Origin of the sequence: Streptomyces sp. NBC_00029, assembly GCF_045160505.1 — a bacterium.
Classification (GTDB): Bacteria; Actinomycetota; Actinomycetes; order Streptomycetales; family Streptomycetaceae; genus Streptomyces.
This window is the reverse complement of sequence record NZ_CP108292.1, coordinates 1305055-1322153: the sequence shown is the minus strand read 5'-3', so window position 1 is coordinate 1322153 and position 17099 is coordinate 1305055. Positions and strand designations below refer to the sequence as shown.

The 17099-nt window shown below is 71.3% G+C and carries 13 protein-coding genes and 1 tRNA gene; 9 read left to right on the top strand and 5 right to left on the bottom strand.

The window, feature by feature from the left end; translation table 11 throughout:
- Positions 1–316 precede the first annotated feature (316 nt).
- Together OG753_RS06590 and OG753_RS06585 are read right to left on the bottom strand one after the other, a co-directional pair.
- The gene (locus OG753_RS06590) at positions 317–2650 is read right to left on the bottom strand and encodes a hypothetical protein (RefSeq protein ID WP_405787590.1); all 2334 of its coding nucleotides are present in this window, start codon (positions 2648–2650) and stop codon (positions 317–319) included.
- Positions 2650–2724: transfer RNA gene (locus OG753_RS06585), tRNA-Gly, on the bottom strand. Before OG753_RS06585 ends, OG753_RS06590 begins: the two co-directional genes overlap by 1 nt.
- Positions 2725–3141: 417 nt before the next feature.
- Between OG753_RS06585 and OG753_RS06580 the strand changes: the two genes are divergently transcribed.
- Positions 3142–4572 (top strand): amidohydrolase family protein, encoded by a 1431-nt coding sequence (locus OG753_RS06580; RefSeq protein WP_405787588.1) that lies wholly within the window; start codon positions 3142–3144, stop codon positions 4570–4572.
- Positions 4573–4615: 43 nt separating this feature from the next.
- Here OG753_RS06580 and OG753_RS06575 read toward each other — a convergent pair whose 3' ends face one another.
- Positions 4616–5347 carry a hypothetical protein gene (locus tag OG753_RS06575; RefSeq protein WP_327260841.1) on the bottom strand — a complete coding sequence of 244 codons (732 nt, stop codon included), beginning with the start codon at positions 5345–5347 and terminating at the stop codon, positions 4616–4618.
- A gap of 806 nt (positions 5348–6153) precedes the next feature.
- Between OG753_RS06575 and OG753_RS06570 the strand changes: the two genes are divergently transcribed.
- Positions 6154–6513 carry an SH3 domain-containing protein gene (locus OG753_RS06570; protein ID WP_405787586.1) on the top strand — a complete coding sequence of 120 codons (360 nt, stop codon included), beginning with the start codon at positions 6154–6156 and terminating at the stop codon, positions 6511–6513.
- Between the two features lie 253 nt (positions 6514–6766).
- Here OG753_RS06570 and OG753_RS06565 read toward each other — a convergent pair whose 3' ends face one another.
- Positions 6767–7147, bottom strand: coding sequence for a hypothetical protein (locus tag OG753_RS06565; protein ID WP_405787584.1), 381 nt, complete (start codon positions 7145–7147; stop codon positions 6767–6769).
- Positions 7148–7382: 235 nt separating this feature from the next.
- Here OG753_RS06565 and OG753_RS06560 point away from each other — a divergent pair, with 235 nt between their 5' ends.
- Both OG753_RS06560 and OG753_RS06555 read left to right on the top strand, forming a co-directional pair.
- Positions 7383–8213 carry a helix-turn-helix transcriptional regulator gene (locus OG753_RS06560; protein ID WP_327260839.1) on the top strand — a complete coding sequence of 277 codons (831 nt, stop codon included), beginning with the start codon at positions 7383–7385 and terminating at the stop codon, positions 8211–8213.
- Between the two features lie 54 nt (positions 8214–8267).
- Positions 8268–9314 carry a methyltransferase gene (locus OG753_RS06555; protein ID WP_405787582.1) on the top strand — a complete coding sequence of 349 codons (1047 nt, stop codon included), beginning with the start codon at positions 8268–8270 and terminating at the stop codon, positions 9312–9314.
- A 189-nt stretch (positions 9315–9503) separates the two neighbouring features.
- On the opposite strand, the gene OG753_RS06550 is transcribed toward OG753_RS06555, so the two are convergent.
- A complete protein-coding gene (locus tag OG753_RS06550; protein ID WP_405787580.1) occupies positions 9504–10010 on the bottom strand; it encodes a DUF2199 domain-containing protein in 507 nt (168 codons plus the stop codon).
- Positions 10011–10416: 406 nt separating this feature from the next.
- Between OG753_RS06550 and OG753_RS06545 the strand changes: the two genes are divergently transcribed.
- The 5 genes from OG753_RS06545 (at position 10417) to OG753_RS06525 (ending at position 16827) form a co-directional block, all read left to right on the top strand.
- Positions 10417–10992, top strand: coding sequence for a hypothetical protein (locus OG753_RS06545; protein ID WP_405787578.1), 576 nt, complete (start codon positions 10417–10419; stop codon positions 10990–10992).
- 584 nt (positions 10993–11576) lie between these two features.
- Entirely contained in the window at positions 11577–12965 is a 1389-nt protein-coding gene (locus OG753_RS06540; RefSeq protein WP_405787576.1) for a hypothetical protein, read from the top strand.
- Between the two features lie 152 nt (positions 12966–13117).
- Entirely contained in the window at positions 13118–13381 is a 264-nt protein-coding gene (locus tag OG753_RS06535) for a hypothetical protein (RefSeq protein ID WP_405787575.1), read from the top strand.
- 413 nt (positions 13382–13794) lie between these two features.
- Positions 13795–14457 (top strand): hypothetical protein, encoded by a 663-nt coding sequence (locus OG753_RS06530; protein ID WP_405787573.1) that lies wholly within the window; start codon positions 13795–13797, stop codon positions 14455–14457.
- A gap of 258 nt (positions 14458–14715) precedes the next feature.
- Positions 14716–16827: an MMPL family transporter gene (locus OG753_RS06525; protein ID WP_405787572.1), complete on the top strand. Its 2112-nt coding sequence runs from the start codon at positions 14716–14718 to the stop codon at positions 16825–16827.
- Positions 16828–17099 lie beyond the last annotated feature (272 nt).

Sequence of the window (17099 nt, the reverse complement as noted above, 5' to 3'; positions counted from 1 at the left end):
TCCGCAGACGTATTGCTTCCCCACGGGAGCCGCGGACGGATGCACGACCGACGGCCGGGTCCGTGAAAATCCCGGGGGAGGGCTGAGGACGTGAGGGCGGAATCGGAAGACGCTCCTGCCTTCCGTGCCGGTCGCCGAGCGGTCCGGTGCGGCCGGCGTGACCCTCGTACGGGGCCGGTCGCCCTCTCCGCCTACCCGCCCGGGCGGTACAGAGCCGGGCCGCGCCTCCGCCCGCGCACGCCGCGCGCAGGACCTCCCCGGCGCGGGCCACGAGCCGGCCGCACGAAAACTCTCGGCAGGAGAGAGGGGGACTCCTTCAGCACCTGGTCGGCGCGCGCATCCAGTGCTCGTCGGTGCTCCAACCGAGCAGCCGACGGGCACGGCCGCGCTCGCCCGTGCCGTCCGCTCCGAAGGAGCCGCCCGCCGCCACCAGGCGCAACCCGGCGAGGGCCGGCGCCAGCCGGGCCTGCACCAGCGGCGGCCGGCGCAGGATGTCCGCCTCGATCCACTCCAGCACGGCCGCCCGCTCCGCGTCCTCGCACAGGGAGAGGTGGAACAGCATCTGCCGCCATGCGTACGCGGTGTCCTTGATGGTGGACAGCATCGGCCTACCTGCCATTCGGTTCACCAAGCGGCACACCACGTCGAAGCAGTCCCGGGCCAGTGCCGCCCAGCCCGCCACCGGAGCGATCTTCACCCGGGCGGCCAGGGTGGCCAGGTTGTGGGTCGTGAGGATCTGGGCCTGCTCGATCACCTTGCCGTTCACGGCCGGCCGCCAGCTCGCCCCGTTGGTCCCGGCACGCTCGGCACACAGCCGCGCGAACTCTTCGGCGCTGCGAGCAGGCCGGCCGCGCTGCGCGCTGTCGACGGCCTGCGCGACCGCCATCCGGCGCAGCCGCGCGAAGTCGATGCCGTAGTACCGCTCGTACAGGCTCCCTTCGAGAAGGTCGGCGGCGATCCGTGCGGCCACGAGGAATTTCGGGGTGAAGGTCCCCATGAAGATGTCGGCGGCGAGCTCCTCCACGAACGGTGTGCCCAGCTCGGCCTGTCGGCCCAGGTGCGACAGCTCCCGCACGAGCGGGTTGGGCAGCACGGTCGCAGGGAATGCGGACACCGCCAGCCCGCCGAGCCGGCGCAGTGCCTCCTCGGCCTGTTCCTGGGCGCCCGCGGCGGCGTCGCCGTCGCGGTGCGCGGAGACCGCCCGCAGCCAGGGGAGTTCCTCGATCCGCACCTGGTGCTGGAGGTTCAGCAGCAGCAGGGACCGGCGGTTGCGGAAGGCGCAGTAGGTGCCCGCCATCAGGTTGCGCAGCGGCTCGTCGGTGTACTGATCGGCGGTCACGGCGGCGACGAGCTGTGGCACGAGCTCCGCGAGCACCTCTGCGGACGGCACCACGCCGCGCGCCACCAGCTCCTCCAACGGGGCGCTGAGCGCGGCGCGGACGCAGTTCCCGATCGCCGTGGGCACGGCCGCGCCCACGGGCAGGCCGGTCTCCAGGGACTCCCTCTCGTCCACAGGGGCCAGCGGCGCTTCCACATCGGCCGTCCCACCGGCCGGGTCGAGCCGCGAGAGGCGGCGCAGCACCAGACCGGCCAGCGCGTGGTGCGAGGGCAGCGCCGCCTGAGCGGCCTGGACACGGCGCAGGCGGGCATGTCCGGGAGAGCCGGGTGCTCCGCGCTTGGCGACCATCGCGCTGACGGCCACGCGCAGCAGTCCGGCGAGCCGGGGCGCCGGGGCACGGCCCGCGAGCTCCTCCTCCAGGGCCCGGAGCAGGACGGCGACGTTCGACTTCGGGTTCAGGTGCTTGGTGCAGCGGGTGTGCTCAGCGGCGAGGGACCCGTAGCGCGCCAGCAGAGCAACGCCGTCGGCGTGCCAGTGCGGGCCGGGCGTGCCGGAGACGGCCTCCAGCCGGTGGGTGAGCAGGTCGTCCGCGAAGGGCGCCCAGACGGTGAGCGCCTCCCGCTGGGTCTCGACGGACGCGCCCGGCCGGCGCCGGGCGAGCGCGGCCGCGGCGTCGCCGACGGTCCGGCGGTGCACGGCGCCCGCCGCGGGCCGCGGCCGGTCGGTGGGACGCGGCAGGAAGCGCAGCCGGTCGGCGAACGGCTGCAGCGCGGTGACGAGTTCGGCGGCGGCGTCGAAGTCCCCGGCACGGACCAGCCAGGCCACGGTGGCCAGCGCGGCCTCCTCCGGCACACGGACCTCGTACTGCCCGCTGTCCAGCAGGGACCAGAGGCGGGCCAGGCCGTCCTCGGTGAGGAAGTGGGCGAAGAGCGCCGACCGGGTCGCCGGTACGCCGGCCAGCCGGGCGGCTTCCTCCTCGTACGGCAGCAGCGGCCCGCCGGCCGTGGCGGAGCCGGTCGCAAAGCCGCCGGTAACCACGTCCGGGGTCACCCATGCGGGCAGGCCGGCCACCGGAGTGCGCGATCCGACGGCCAGGGAACCCGCGCCGATGCCGGACAGGACCTGACGCCACTGCTGAGCCCGGAAGCGGGCGCGCTCGCGCGTGGCGGTGTCCTCGTGGAGGACGGAAGTCCGCAGGGCCCGGGCCAGCCGGCTCTCGGCGTAGGCGGGGGACACGGACACCGGTGCGGTCTCGGGCGCGGCCTTCGGAGCGGACCGGTTCGGGAGCTGCTTGTCAGCGTGTGCGTTCATGGCCGACGTGGCAGGTTCCGCCCCTGCGCCCTCCGGGTAGGAAGCCCGGCGCTCTGCTACTGAGCTACACGTCGTGGTCGTGGTCGTGGCCTGAAACCTAGGCGGTGGGCGGGCGCCTGCGCAACGGATTTGCGGCCTGCCCGGCGGGCCGGGGCCGGCCACAGGAGAGCGACCGACGAAGACCTGACGGAGCCCCACTTCTGGCTCCCGGAGGGGGACATGGCATGGGAGGAGGCATCCAAGGAGGCGCGTGAGGCGGCGCGTGAGACCTCCCGCGAACCGGTCCCGGGCTCTGGCGCAGATCCTGGGGAGCCGATGGATGGCCGACAGATGGCCGACGGGAGACCGGAACGGAAAATGTTTTCCGCAAGCACCTATCGAATGACAGTTCGCTGGGAATGCTGCGTGTGTTCTCCCGCCCTGCCCGACGCCCCCACCCGGCGTCGCCCGGGGCGGGCCTTCCGTTCTGAGCCCTCGGGAGGTACTACGCCATGCAGCCGTCCCCCACTCCTTCGCCGGCCCACAGCCGCCGCGACATCCTCACCGGCCTCGGCCTGGCCGCCGCCACCCCGCTCGTCCTCGGCATCACCACCCGCCCCGAACGCCCCCACGTCCCCCACACCCCACAGGTCCCGGTCGGCCCGACCGTCCTGCTGCGCGGCGCCTCCCTCGTACTCACCATGGACCCGGCCCTCGGCAGCGGCCCCCTCGGCGCCCTCGACAACGCCGACGTCCTGATGCGGAACGGCACCATCGCCTCCGTCGGCACGGGCCTGCGGCCCCCGCCCGGCACCCGGATCGTGGACGCTTCGGGCAAGCTGGTCATGCCGGGATTCATCGACACCCACACCCACCTCTGGCAGGCCGTGATCCGCGGAGGCTGTACCGACGGGGACCTGTTCGGCTGGTTCACACGATGTACCGACCCCCAGCGGGGCCGGCTCACCCCCGAGGCCCTGCACAGCTTCGTACGCCTCGCCGCCCTCGACGCCGTCCAGTCGGGGGTGACCACCCTCGTGGACTGGGTGGACATCTTCTCGTACGACCTCATCGAGAGCTACGTACGGGCCCTGGCCGAGACCGGAGTGCGGTTCACCTACGCGATGTTCCCCTCCGAAGCCGACCCGACGCTGGTCGCCAAGGTGAAGAAGGAGCTCGTCGATCCCGTTCCGCTCGGCGGCTTCCAGGTCGCCACGCACGCCGCGCGAGCCGTCCAACACCTCAACCACGCGCACTGGGAAGCCGCCCAGGACCTCGGGGTCATGCTCAACTCCCACGTCCTGGAACGCCCCGAGCAGCGCGCCGACGACCCCATCGGAGTCCTCACCGACATCGGCGCCCTCGGTCCGCGGCTCCTGATCAACCACGCGATCCACCTGACCGACGACGAGATCGCCGCCGTCGCCGCGCACGACGTGCGCGCGGCGCACTGCCCGCTCAGCAACATGCGGCTCGCCTCCGGCATCATGCGGCTGTCCGAATTCGGGCGACGGGGCGTCAAGATCGGCCTCGGCCTGGACGGCGGCACCAACGACAGCTCGGACTTCCACGCGCTGATGAAGACGGCCATCGGCCTGCAGCGCGCCCGCGCCACGCAGGCCACGATCTTCCCGCAGGTCCCAGACGTCCTGCGGATGGCCACCCTCGGCGGCGCCGAGGCCCTGGGAATCAGCGACCGGACGGGCTCCCTGACCCCCGGAAAACGGGCCGACGTCGTGGTCGTCGACCCGGCCGCCCTGAACTTCGCGCCGCGCTTCGACTGGGTCGGCCAGACCGTCTTCAACGGGCGGCCCGAGAACGTCGAGGCCGTGTTCGTGGACGGGCGCCCGCTGAAGTTCGACGGCCGGCTCGTCGGCGTCGACACGCAGCGCGTCGTACGGGAGGCGGAGACGGCCGCGACCCGACTGCGCGCGGCCGGATAGACCCCGCCGGCCCTCAACGAGCACCGACGCCGGAGCCACGGGGTCAGCCCACCGCGTCCCAGGCCCTCATCGGACCGTCCAGCCAGGCGGGCGGCAGCTCGGCGGCGTCCCACTCCTCCCGTAGTGCGGCCGGCCGCGTGGCGAGCCGCTCCAGCACGGCGACGCCGGTGGCGGAGTGCAGAAGGGAGTAGCGGCTGTGTACGGCGGTGGCACTGCCGGGCCCGTACTCCACGTACAACCGCTCCAGACGGGCCCGGTGCGCCGCCGCGAACTCCGCCAGCCGGCCGGCGTACCGGGCCCTCTGCCAGGAGGTCATCGTGCCGAGGACGGCACGCAGCACCTCCTCGGTGACCTCGGGGTCGAGGTCGGAGACGGCGGTGAAGGTGAGGTAGAGCGGCGTGACGGCCGCCTTCGCCTGCTCCACCTCGATCCGCCCGACCGGCGGCCGGGCAGCCGCAGCGGCGCCCGGTCCGTCGGGGTCGACGGCCTGCCGCAGCGTCCGTTCGGCGATCGCGCCGAGCTCGTCGGTGACGGCACGGGCACCGTCCAGCCAGCCCGACCCGTACGGCTCGCCCTTGTCCCCCGGTACGGACCCCCCGAGCGCGCCGAGCTCCTCGCACGCGCCGGCCAGGGCTCCCGCCTCGACCAGGGCGATCAGGCCCTCCGCGTCGTCGGCGAAGACTCCCGCCCGGCCGAGCAGCTGGAGCAGCGTCCTCTTCGCGTTCAGGACACTGACCGAGTCCAGCTCCTGCCGGTTCTCCTCGGCGGCATGCATCGAATCCTCCTCATCGCATCGGCCGGCGGTGCGGTGTGCCGGCCTGTAGCGCACCCTCGTACGGTTCAACGCACGAGGGGGCCACCGTGATCCCCACGGATACCCTGCAGCCCGACGACTGCATCCGTTCAGCGCAATGATCCCCCCGACCGACCGGCGGAGGCCCCGCCCCCGGTGACCAGCACCGGCCCGTCACTCTCCCCCAGGGTGGTGCCGGCGGGTGCGGGTGCGGGTGCGGGTGCGGCGCACGGGTCGAGGCCGATGGGGGAGAGGTCTGCCGGCCAGGAGCCGGGGATCTTCTTGTCGAACACCGCCCTGCCCGCCCGCCCGCCCCTGCCCGCCCACCCTGCGCGGCCGCAGGGACGTCTGCGGCCGGAGAGCAGTCTGACCGCATGCCGCCACCGCACGGGAGCACCTGATGGGCAGCGAGGACCCTCGTCCGGTGGTCTCCAAAAGCGGCGGACCGGCCACGGTACTCGGCCGCGAAAGGCCCCGTTCTCGGAGAGCGACTTTACGAACGGAATCGAGTCCGTGAACCTGCGGACGGGTGGGTGGGTTCACGAGCCTCGCCCCCACCCAGGACGAACGCTTCGCCGGAGCGCGGCCCCACGGGATGCCGCTGCAGTACCCCGATTGACCGTCAACTCCCTGCGTATACGTAAGATCGGATGCGGAGTGACGGCGAACCTGTCTCGCTCCCGGCCCTTCTCGCCCGCCGTCGCCGACGTATCGGCGCCCCGGGCGAAGAGGCCCGCCGCAGGCCTGGCGACCGAGTTCAGGCCGACGACACCAGGAAGAAATTGCACATGAACACACTCGCCCGCCGCGTTGTGACCGTGGCAACGACCGGCGCGCTGCTCCTGGGCGGCGCCGTCGCCACCGCCTCCACGGCCAGCGCCGCCACCATCGGCAGCGGAGCCTGCACCCACCAAATCAAGATCAACACCGACGTATATACAACGGTGAACTTCCGCACCGGCCCGGGCACCGGCTACACGGCCACCGGCACGCTCTCCAAGGGCACCGATGTGTACTGGCAGTGCAACAAGGGCCGCAACGACAAGCCCGGCGCCTGGGGCTACATCACGGTGAAGTCCGGCGCCCACAAGGGCAAGAAGGGCTGGGTTGCCGCTCAGTACATCAACGTGCCCATGCAGCTCGACTGACAACCGCCGGCCCGCCTGCTCGGCCCCCCTTCTCCCTGACCGCCACCGCCCTCGGCGGTGGCGGTCAGGTGCCGCTCCCGCGTCACGCTGAAGCAGACTGCAGGGCCGGCGTTCCCGCGTCGTTCACCGACCGGGATGCCCTCCTGGCCGGCACCGGCGGCACCGCGCCCACCAACCCGCGCGGCCGTCCGAACTGCGCGACGCGACAGTGAGGTTCGCCCTCGTCCCGGGCCGATCTGCAGGGCCCTCAAGGTCACCCGAAGAGCAGTTCGACGTCCGCGTCGGCGCAGGCCTTCAGCACGATCACGAGCTGTCGGGCATCCTCGATGTGCCGCGGGAGCGTGGGGTCGCCTTCCTCCGTCTCCCACTCCGTGACGATCTCGGCCAGCCGGGGCAGGACTCTCGCACAGTCGGCGGCGGACAGATCACCGTCATCGTCGGGATGGTGGAGCAGGGGCTCGAGCGCCGATGAGATCTCGCTCCACTGCCGGTCCCCGCCGAAGCCCTGCATGGCCGGCAACGTGAACCCCTCGGCTTGAGCCAAGCGTTGGCGAAAGGCGTTGAACCCCGAGTAGGACCAGCTGATGTCGGGGCCGGCGAGGTCACCGTCCCCAGGAAACAGACACAGTCCCACGAAGCCTCCTCGATCGGGAACTTTCATGATCGAGTGGGCGGGCCGGGTACGGCAAACGACTATTCGTGTTTCACGGCGCACGACGCGGAACGCGACCGCCTGCCGGACATCGCGGCCGCCCGCAGCGGTACCGACGCGGACTTCCCCGCTCCCCGGCTCGAACACGGTTCGTTCATGCAGGAGCCGCGGAACTTTCGTTCAAGACAAGGCCCGCGACTTCAGCGAGCCTGGAGGCATGCCCAGAGACAACGCGGGGGACACGCCCCCGGAGCGCAGTTCTGACAACCGCTGGGAGGTCGCCCGCCCCCTGCGCGGAACCTCCATCGACGGCGTACGGATGGCAGGGTTCCGGGACCGCACGGGCTGCGGGCTGGACATGCGGGTGCTGCCGCAGCCCGCCGTGATCATCGTCATCGGGCTCGGAGCCGGCCCGGTCACGGTGGAGAGCACCTCCGGGCACCGGCCACTGAGAGGTCTCGTCGCCTCCCTCTCGCCCGGCCCGGCCCGCATCCGCGGCGAGGGCGTCGAATGCGTCGAGGTGGCGTTGTCACCCCGGACCGCCTACGCCCTGCTGGGGGTTTCCCCGCTCGAACTGGACGGCTCCATCACCGGACTCGAGGACCTCTGGGGGCGGCACGCCCGGCTGCTGCGCGAGCAGCTGGCCGACACCGCATCCTGGCAGGAACGCCTCGCGCTCACGGACGGATTCCTCAGACAGAGGGCCGAAGGAGCCCCGCCCATGGCGGCCGAGGTCGCCGCCGCCTGGGACGCCATCGTGGCCGGCCGGGGCCGCGTACGGGTCGGCGACCTCGCCGCGTCCTGCGGATGGAGCCGCAAGCGGCTCTGGGCCAGGTTCAGCTCCCAGGTCGGCCTGACCCCCAAACGCGCCGCCATGCTGGTCCGCTTCGACCACGCCGCCCGGGCGCTCCTCGCCGGCGAGCGCGCCGGCGACGTCGCCATGGCGTGCGGGTATGCCGACCAGCCCCACCTCCACCGCGACGTCCAGGCCCTCACCGGGTGCACACCCGGCGCACTGGCCGGCCTGACCGCTTCCACCCAGCCCTGACCGCCTCGTCAGACCGATCGACGATCGGCCGACCCCAAGGAAGGAAGCAGTACCGTGACGAACACCGAGGTACGAACAGCACAGACGGCGGCAGGCCGCGAGCTCGTCGTCCGGCTCGCGTTCGGGAGCATGGCCGCGCACACCCTGCGGGCGGCAGTCCGCCTGAGCGTCGTGGAACTGATCGGCGACGGACCGCGCACGGCCGCCGAGGTAGCAGCCGGAGCCCGGACCGCGCACCAGCCCATGACACGCCTGCTGCGGGCCCTGACCGCCCTCGGCCTGCTCGCGGAACACGCCCCCGACACGTTCTCGGTGACCCCGGCGGGCACGCTCCTCGGCCCCGGTCACCCCGACTCCCTCGCGTCGTTCGTCCGCATGTTCACCGATCCGGCGATCGTGCGCGCCTGGGAGCACCTGGACAGCAGCGTCCGTACGGGGGAGATCGCATTCGATTCCGTCTTCGGCACGGACTTCTTCAGCCACCTCGCCCGGCACCCCGAGCTCTCCACGGACTTCAACGCGGCAATGAGCCAGGTCGCCTCCGAGACGGCCGCCGTGCTGCCGCGGGCCTTCGACTTCAGCCGGTTCACCTCGGTCACGGACGTCGGTGGAGGCAGCGGCACCCTCCTGGCCGCCGTCCTCGAAGCGCACCCGCATCTCGCCGGCGTCGTCTTCGACACGGCCGACGGCCTCGCAGAGGCTGCGAAGACACTGGCGCGACACGGAGTGGACGAACGCTGCACCGTCATCGCCGGGGACTTCTTCCAGTCGGTCCCGCACGGCACGGACGTGTACCTCGTGAAGAGCATCCTGCACGACTGGACGGACGCCCAGGCGGTCACGATCCTGCGCCACTGCCGCCGGGTGCTGCCGCCCGACGGCGTCGTCCTGATCGTGGAGCCCGTGCTTCCCGAGGTCGTCGATGCGGAGGACGAGGGCACCTACCTGAGCGACCTCAACATGATGGTGAACGTCGGCGGCAGGGAACGCACCCGCGCGGACTTCGAGGAGGTGTGCCGCCGGGCGGCCCTGCGCGTCACGTCGGTCACCCCGCTCGCGGAGGCCGCCCCGTACTCCCTGATCGAGGCCGTGGCCGACTGATCACTGACCGCGCGCCGAGCACCTGGCAAGAACAAGCGCGCCTGGTGGGGCTTCGGCCCGCAGAACGGGCGACTCGGACCGCCCTGCGGCCACCCTGCCCGGCTACTGACGGGCGTCATGGATTGTGCTCCGCACAGGCCGGCGGTGCGGCGGCAGCAGTGTGCACGGGATCGCCGTGACGCTGAGGTTTCAGCCCCGGAGAAGCAAGTCTGCGAGGTCCTTCACACGGTCGGCGGTGATGCCCTCACGCTGCTCGATCGCCAGGGGATGGTCGGTGGGTTCCACTTCGATCAGTGGGCGCCGGCCGACGGCGCGCGTGTGGACGTGGGTCTTGAGGTGGAGCGTGGTCTGTGGATAGACGGACAGCTCGGTGGAGAGCCACCCGAAGTACGGAGGCTCCTGCGCGCGTGCCGGGTCGTCCCACAGGTCGTGCGTCCGGGCGAAGTTCGTTTCGCTCAAGGAGACCCAGACTCCCCAGGAGAAGGTGTCGCCGCTGTCGCGCACCGGTATCTCGATAAGGCCGTGGACGAAGAAGTGCCGGCCTTTGATCGTGCATTGGTCGGCGGTCAGCTCGCTGTCCCGGCGCCGGGAGTACCGAGGCTTCCACGCCGCCGGAGCCGGAGCTCCGTAGGACAGCGGCAGACCGTCCCTGTGTTCTGTGCAGCAAGCGCAGGTGTGGTGGTGTTCAGCAGCCATGGCGCTGAGCCTAACGAACTGGTCAGACCGTCCTGCGGGCGTATATGACGTACCGCCGCCGGCGCTCGAGGAGGCGGACCTGACGAGGCGGCGTGCACACGGCGAGCAGGTCCCTGGTCACCCGGCCCGACTCCGGACCGGGAGGTGAGTGGGCAGGGTGATGGTGGCGGTTGGTCCGTTCGGTCCGGCCCTGGGAAGTGTCAGTCGAGGCAGTGGATCGTGTCGGACGAGCTCCGCATCCCATGGGAACAACGAGACGACATCCATGAAGCCTTACCCGGCCTCGCGACCTGCTTCATCACCCCTCGCCACCTCCAACGCCTTGTCAGAACCTCTCAGGGCTGCCGGGCACCGAGCGGCATGTGTGAGACTCCCTCTGAATGATCACTCGGGGGGAGTTTTCGCGTTGAACGCGCTGTTGAAGAGGGTGTGGATCGGGCTGGCCACGACCTTGATCGTGAGTCTGGCCGCCGTGGCCCTGCCGGACCACATCCAGATAGGTGACGACGGGCGCATCCACGTGGGCGCGCCCACGCCGTCCCCGTCCACGGCGGAGCCCACGCCGGAGTCCACCTCACCGCCCCTCACACGGGACGCCGTGGACGAGGTGATCCGGACCGCGGTCAGCGCGGCGGGCCTCGACCCGGCGCAGGGCCGCCCGATCGGCGCGGCCGGCGCCAACTCGAACAGGACGGGCTGGACGGCCGTCCGCGAGAAGACCGCCGCACAGTCGGAGATGAACACGATCTGCTCCGACCTGGAGCGCCAGGGCTGGACGCTGAACCCGAACGGCGACCGCCCCGACGCCTCCCGCAGCTACAAACGCGGGGGCTGGTACCTGCTGGTGAGCACACGCGGGCAGTCCCAGGCGCCGTCCACCACCTCCGCCTTGACCGACTCGCAGACCTACCTGACCGTGACGGGCCTCCAGCTGAACCTTTCCGACATCCCCCTCCCCGGGATCACCGTCCGCATCGGCTGACCCCCCACGGACAAGCCCACACCGCCACGGCGACTTCGTGATCGAGTGACGTGACCACGCAGCTCGGTGGTCGCGTGCCGTGGTGGAGACCGCCGACCCGGCAGCCGGGCCTCAAAGACGTCAGTGCCCCGTGCCGAAGCCTCGGCGTAGGCGGCACGACTGAGGGCGGCGTGATCCTCCGTTTCCTGGTGCCACGGGCACGGCGAGGCGTAGGGCCGGTGACGGAGGAGCGGCACCCCGAAGGCGGGAAGTACCGGCCCGATCCACGCTGCCGGCCGCCATCGGACGGTCAACGGCTGGCGACATCAGAGGGCAGGGCCTGCACGGGTCCCAGTCCTCCGCTGCAGCCGAGGTGCGGCGAGCCACGTTCCGGCGAGTCGAGTCACGGCGAACCGCGCCGTCCCAGGGCGCCCCCGTTTCGCCGCAACTTGGCCCGTTCGCGCGTCTTCATGCTCCATCCGGGCTGTCCGCCCGCCCGTACGGATCACGTCGGGAAGCCGACTGCGGTGGTGCATGGTCGGCTGGGCTCGGCCGACCGCGGTCCCCGGACGGCCGGCCGATCCCAGCAGAAAAAGGAGTTCCTGATGCCCCGTCGGCATGTCCCTGCCGTCCTCGGCCTCGTGGCAGGCGCGCTGGTCGCGCTCCCCGCACCGGCCGCTCATGCCGCCACGGTGAAGGTCGGCTGCTCGGTCCCGGAGCTCGTCGCGGCGATCAATGCGGCGAACGGCTCACCGGGACCGGACACGCTCCAGCTCGCGCGCAAGTGCACGTACAGGCTGACATCGCCGGACCCCGTGAGCCCCGGCAACGGGCTGCCGGTGATCACCAGTGAGATCACCATCGACGGGCGCGGAGCCACCATCAGGCGGGACGAGCACGGAAACAACGTGGCGAAGTTCCGGATCCTCTTCGTCGGTCCGACGGGAAACCTCACGCTCACCCACACGACGATCCGCGGCGGCTTCGCCACGGACTGCCCTGCCTTCCCCGACCCCCCGGGCCTGGCCTGTGGCGGCGGCATCTCCAACACCGGAACGATGAAGGTGACCCGCAGCAAATTCATCGGCAATACATCCAGCTCCGACGTGTTCGCCCAGGGCGGCGCCATCGACAGCCCCGGCACCGGAAGCGTGAGCGAGACCGAGGTTTCCGGAAACCACGTCATCTACACCGGGAGCGCCACCGGTGGTGGCGCCGCCGGTGGCGCCATCGCGAACGACGGCCCGTTGACGGTCACCCGCTCCCGGCTGACCGGAAACACCGCGACCGTCACCAAGGACACCCAGAGCACCGCCTTCGCGGCCGGCATCATCAGCTTCGCCGAGACGACCGTCGAGGACACGGTGATCAGCAAGAACCGTTCCTTCGCCCCGGGCGGATTCGCGCGTGCCGCCGTTTCCAACGGTATCCCGGCGCCCGGCAGGCTGACCGTGACCGGTGGCGCCATCAGCCACAACACATCGGACGCGCCGCACGGTGTCGCCCAGGGCGCCGGCATCGCGAACAACGGCCTCATGACCGTGAGCAAGGTGCAGATCGGCTACAACCGGGCGGTGGCCGACGGGGGAACCGCGCGCGGTGGCGGCGTCCGCGTGGGCCCCTTCGGCACGCTCGATGTGAACGACAGTCACATCACCGGAAACACCGCCGAAGCACCGAACGGCACAGCTCAGGGCGGCGGGCTCGACAACCCCGACGGCGGCACCCTGACAGCCAGGCGCAACAAGGTCCTCCGTAACACGGCGACCGCGAAGGGCGGTACCGCTCAGGGCGGAGGCCTCTACCACGGCGGGGGAACCACGGGCCTGGGCACCACCACCCTGGAGGGCAACACCATCACCCACAACCGGGCGGGTGACGGCGGCGGCATCTTCAAGGCCTCCGGCGTCCTCACCCTGAACGGCGACATCGTCCGCGACAATCAGCCGAACAACTGCAGCCCGCTCGGCTCGGTACCCGGCTGCACCGGCTGACAGTCCCAGGAGGCAATGCAGCCAGCGGATACCCGGGCAGCCGAGCCGCTGGCTGCCCGGGCACGTCCGAGAACCGCGCATCACCGTAACGACGTTCCTCGGCGGCGGCCACGCCATCCGCATGACTGTCCCCGCCCGCTGTCAGCCACCCGGTGGAGGCGGGCAGCCCCTCGTCGCGGTTACCGACGGGCCTCGTCGAAACCCGCAACGGCGGCGCGGCCCATACGACCGGCTGGCTGGGCCTGCTCGGCGCCGCCGTCGCCGCCACCGCAACCGCCGCCGCGGCCTGCCGGCACGGCCCCGAGGCCCCGCGCTCCCGGCTTGTCGAGACCTTCGCGGCCGATCCTGAGGACGGCACCACCATGTCCCTCCTTGAAGGGTCGGCGATGTCCGAGGGGATGGCCACCGTGCCGTGACTGTCCTCGCCGAAGGCAACGAGAGCCCGCTGGCAGGCTGGGCCGTTCCGGGCGGCCGCGCCGCACCACAGAAGTTGAGGCAGAGTCTCCCGAAGCGAGTCTCCCGAAGTACCCCGTGCCGATGGGCGACAACCGCGGTCCGACCGGCGCCCCGACCGGCGACCCGAACGCCGCCTGCCGGATGGTCCTCCGGTGGGACAGGCTTCCGGCGAGGTCGTTCTCAACCTGGCGCCGTCCCGCACCATGCCGGGCAAGCGCACCATCTCGTCGTACGCGACCGGCAGCGCGTGCAGCCGGTCATGTGGGTTGGATCGGCCGGTAACTGGCTGAACGTCACCCCCACCGAGGATCGTGACGACCGGAGGTGAGTTAATGGCACCTGCGCGACGAGCTGCGGAGATGAGGAAGCTGCCATGAGCACGGGAAGATGGCTGTGGGTCTGCCTGCAGCGGTACGTCATGACCGCCGCTCTCGGCTGGGTGGCCGCGGCCCTGGTGCTGCCCGTTCTGGGCGACGATCCCTTCTGGGCGTCGCTGGGCGCGGGACTGGGAGCGGGGCTGATCGTGGTGCCGCTCCTGACCGTCGTGACCACGTTCGTACTCGTCCTGCTGGCCGGTCGACGGTTCGAGCCGCCGACCGGCGGTCCCTCGCGGATCCGGGGCGGCTGGCTGATCGTGCTGCCCCTGGTCCTGCTGCTGCCCGCGGCCCTGCTCGCGCCACTGCAGTACCTGATCGTGCTCGGCGCGCAGCTCGTGTACCTGGTGTGGGTGCTGCCCTGCCAGGACGCCCGCGACACGGCGGACGTGCTGCGCTCGCTCGCCGACCCGGCCGTTCCCGCGGAGCAGCGGGCCCGGATGGCGAGGGCGGTCGCGGGGCTGCAGGGCAGGCCGGTCGTCGAAGCCCTGGTGCAGACCTCGGCCGACGCGGAGCCGGAGGTCGCCGAAGCGGGTCTGGAGACCCTCTGCACCATCTGGCAGCGCGACGGAGTCGTCGGCGAGGACCTGCTGCGCAAGCTCGATCCGCAGGCCCAGGACCGCGTCCGGGCCCTCGGCGTCAGGGTGCGGAGCCCTTGGTGAGAACGGCGGCGACCGGCCGCGCATGGCACGGGCACGGCCCTCCCGAGACCATTCGGGAGGGCCGTGCCATTTCTCTCTTCCCGGAGCCGAGAGCACCGCCGGGCCCCGCTGCGTGCAGCGGGGCTCTTCGCGCTTCCGTGGTCACCGCCCGGGGACGACGGTATGAGGCGTGGGTCACATTCCGGCTGGCGAACCTCACAATCCCGGGACCTGCATCGCTCTTAGTGCGCCATGCACCCGCGACGCTGAGGAATCAACATGATGCGAAGACTGGCTTCGTTGCCCGGTGGAAGAGTAGGGAAGTGGGTCGTCCTCGCGCTCTGGGCGGCCCTGTTGATCCCGGTCCTGATGCTGGCCGGCCAGCTCGGCGACGTCGAGGAGAACGACAATTCGGCTTGGCTGCCCGGCAACGCGGAGTCGACCAAGGTCGTCGAGCGGGCCGAGAACTTCCAGCGTGCCGATACCGTGCCCGCGATCGTGATCTACGACCGGCCCGGGGGCGTCACCCCCGCCGACATGGCCGAGGCCCAGGCCGACTCCGAAGCCTTCAAGGGCATGGAGAACGTCGTCGGGCGGCCGCAGGGGCCGGTGAAGTCCGAGGACGGCAAGGCCATCCAGACCGTGGTCCAGATCCACAAGGACAAGACGGGCTGGGAGGGGATCGGCAGGACCGTCGACGCGATCACCGAGGTCGGCAAGGAGAACGCGGGCGGTCTCGGATTCCACGTCACCGGACCGGGCGGTCACGCCTCCGACTCGATCAAGGCGTTCAGCGGAGGGGGCGCCCTGACGGCGATCACCGCACTGGTGGTCGTGGTGATGCTGCTGCTCACCTACCGCAGCCCGTTGCTGCCCCTGCTGCCCCTGCTGACCGTGGGCGTCGCCCTGGTCACGTCGGAGGCGGTGATCTACTTGCTGGCGAAGAACGCCGGACTCGTCGTCAACAAGCAGACCAGTTTCATCCTGACCGTGCTGGTGTTCGGCGCCGCCACCGACTACGCGCTCCTGCTCATTTCCCGGTACCGGGAAGAGCTGCTGCGGCACGAGGACCGGCACGAAGCGATGGCGGAGGCCCTCTACCGCTCCAGTCCCGCGATCATAGCCAGCGCCGCGACCGTCGCGGTCAGCCTGATGCTGCTGATGCTGGCCACCCTCAGCTCCACCCAGGGGCTCGGGCCGGCCTGCGCCGTCGGCATCCTCGTCGGACTGCTCGCCATGGTCACCCTGATGCCGGCCCTGCTGGTCATCTGCGGCCGCTGGATCTTCTGGCCGGTGAAGCCGTCGTACGGATCGGCCGATGCGGCCGGGGACGGCATCTGGACCCGGGTCGGCACCGCCGTCTCCCGCCGGCCGCGGATCGTGTGGATCGGCACCACGCTCGTCCTTGGCGTGATGGCGATCGGGATGCTCGGGCTCAAGGCCGACGGGCTGTCCAACAAGGACCAGTTCACCGGCACACCGCAGATGGCCGTCGGCGAGAAGATTCAGTCCGAGCACTTCCCGGCCGGATCGGGCGACCCCGTCGTCGTCGTGGCCAGGGCCGCCTCGGCGGAGCAGGTGAGGACCGCGCTGTCCGGCGTACCCGGAGTTGTCGGTGTCGGGGAGCCGGTGGTCAAGGACGGAGAGGCCATCATGCTCGGGGAGCTGAAGGACGACCCCAGCAGCAAGGCTTCGATCCGTACCGTCGAGAAGGCCAGGACCGCGGTCCACGCGGTCGAGGGTGCGGACGCCCAGGTCGGCGGCAGCACGGCGATCATGCTCGACACACAGGAAGCGGCCGCCCGCGACTCCAAGGTGATCATCCCCATCGTGCTGGTGGTGGTGCTCCTCGTCCTCGCGCTGCTGCTGCGGGCGATCGTCGCGCCGCTGCTGCTCATGGCGACGGTGGTGCTGTCGTTCGCAGCGGCCCTCGGCGTGAGCAGCCTGGTGTTCAACCACGTGTTCGGCTTCGCCGGGGCGGAAGCCTCCTTCCCGCTCCTGACGTTCGTGTTCCTGGTCGCGCTGGGCATCGACTACAACATCTTCCTGGTCACCCGGGTGCGCGAAGTGGCGGTGCTGCACGGCACCCGGCGCGGCGCGCTGCTGGGTCTGTCCACCACCGGGGGTGTGATCACCTCGGCTGGTCTGGTGCTGGCCGGCACCTTCGCGGCGATGGCCTCGCTGCCGCTGGTGTTCGCGGCCGAGCTCGGGTTCGCGGTGGCGTTCGGCGTACTGCTGGACACCATGATCGTCCGCTCGGTGCTGGTCACCTCGCTGACCCTGGACGTGGGCCGGTGGATGTGGTGGCCGAGCAACCTGTTCCGGCAGCACGACGCCCCCGAGCCGCCGGCGGGCAACCCCGACCGCGAACCCGCCCTCACGGTCGTCTGACGACCCGCACCTGAAGGCCCCGACCGGGAATCCGGCCGGGGCCTGCGGCGTACGGGGCTTCCGGGTGGACGCCGGCCAAGCTCCGTTGGGGTCTCGCGGGTGGACGAGGCGGAGCAGGACCGGCTGTGGGACGTCGCCGCGGGCTGCGGCGGCACGGACGTGGAGTTCATCCCCGCCCCGTAGGGGAAGCGAACGAAGCCACGGGGTGGCGGGGACCGCCGACGGCCGGGCCCGTCACCAGCCCGGCAAGGTCCGGGTGGGTGGTGTGTAGT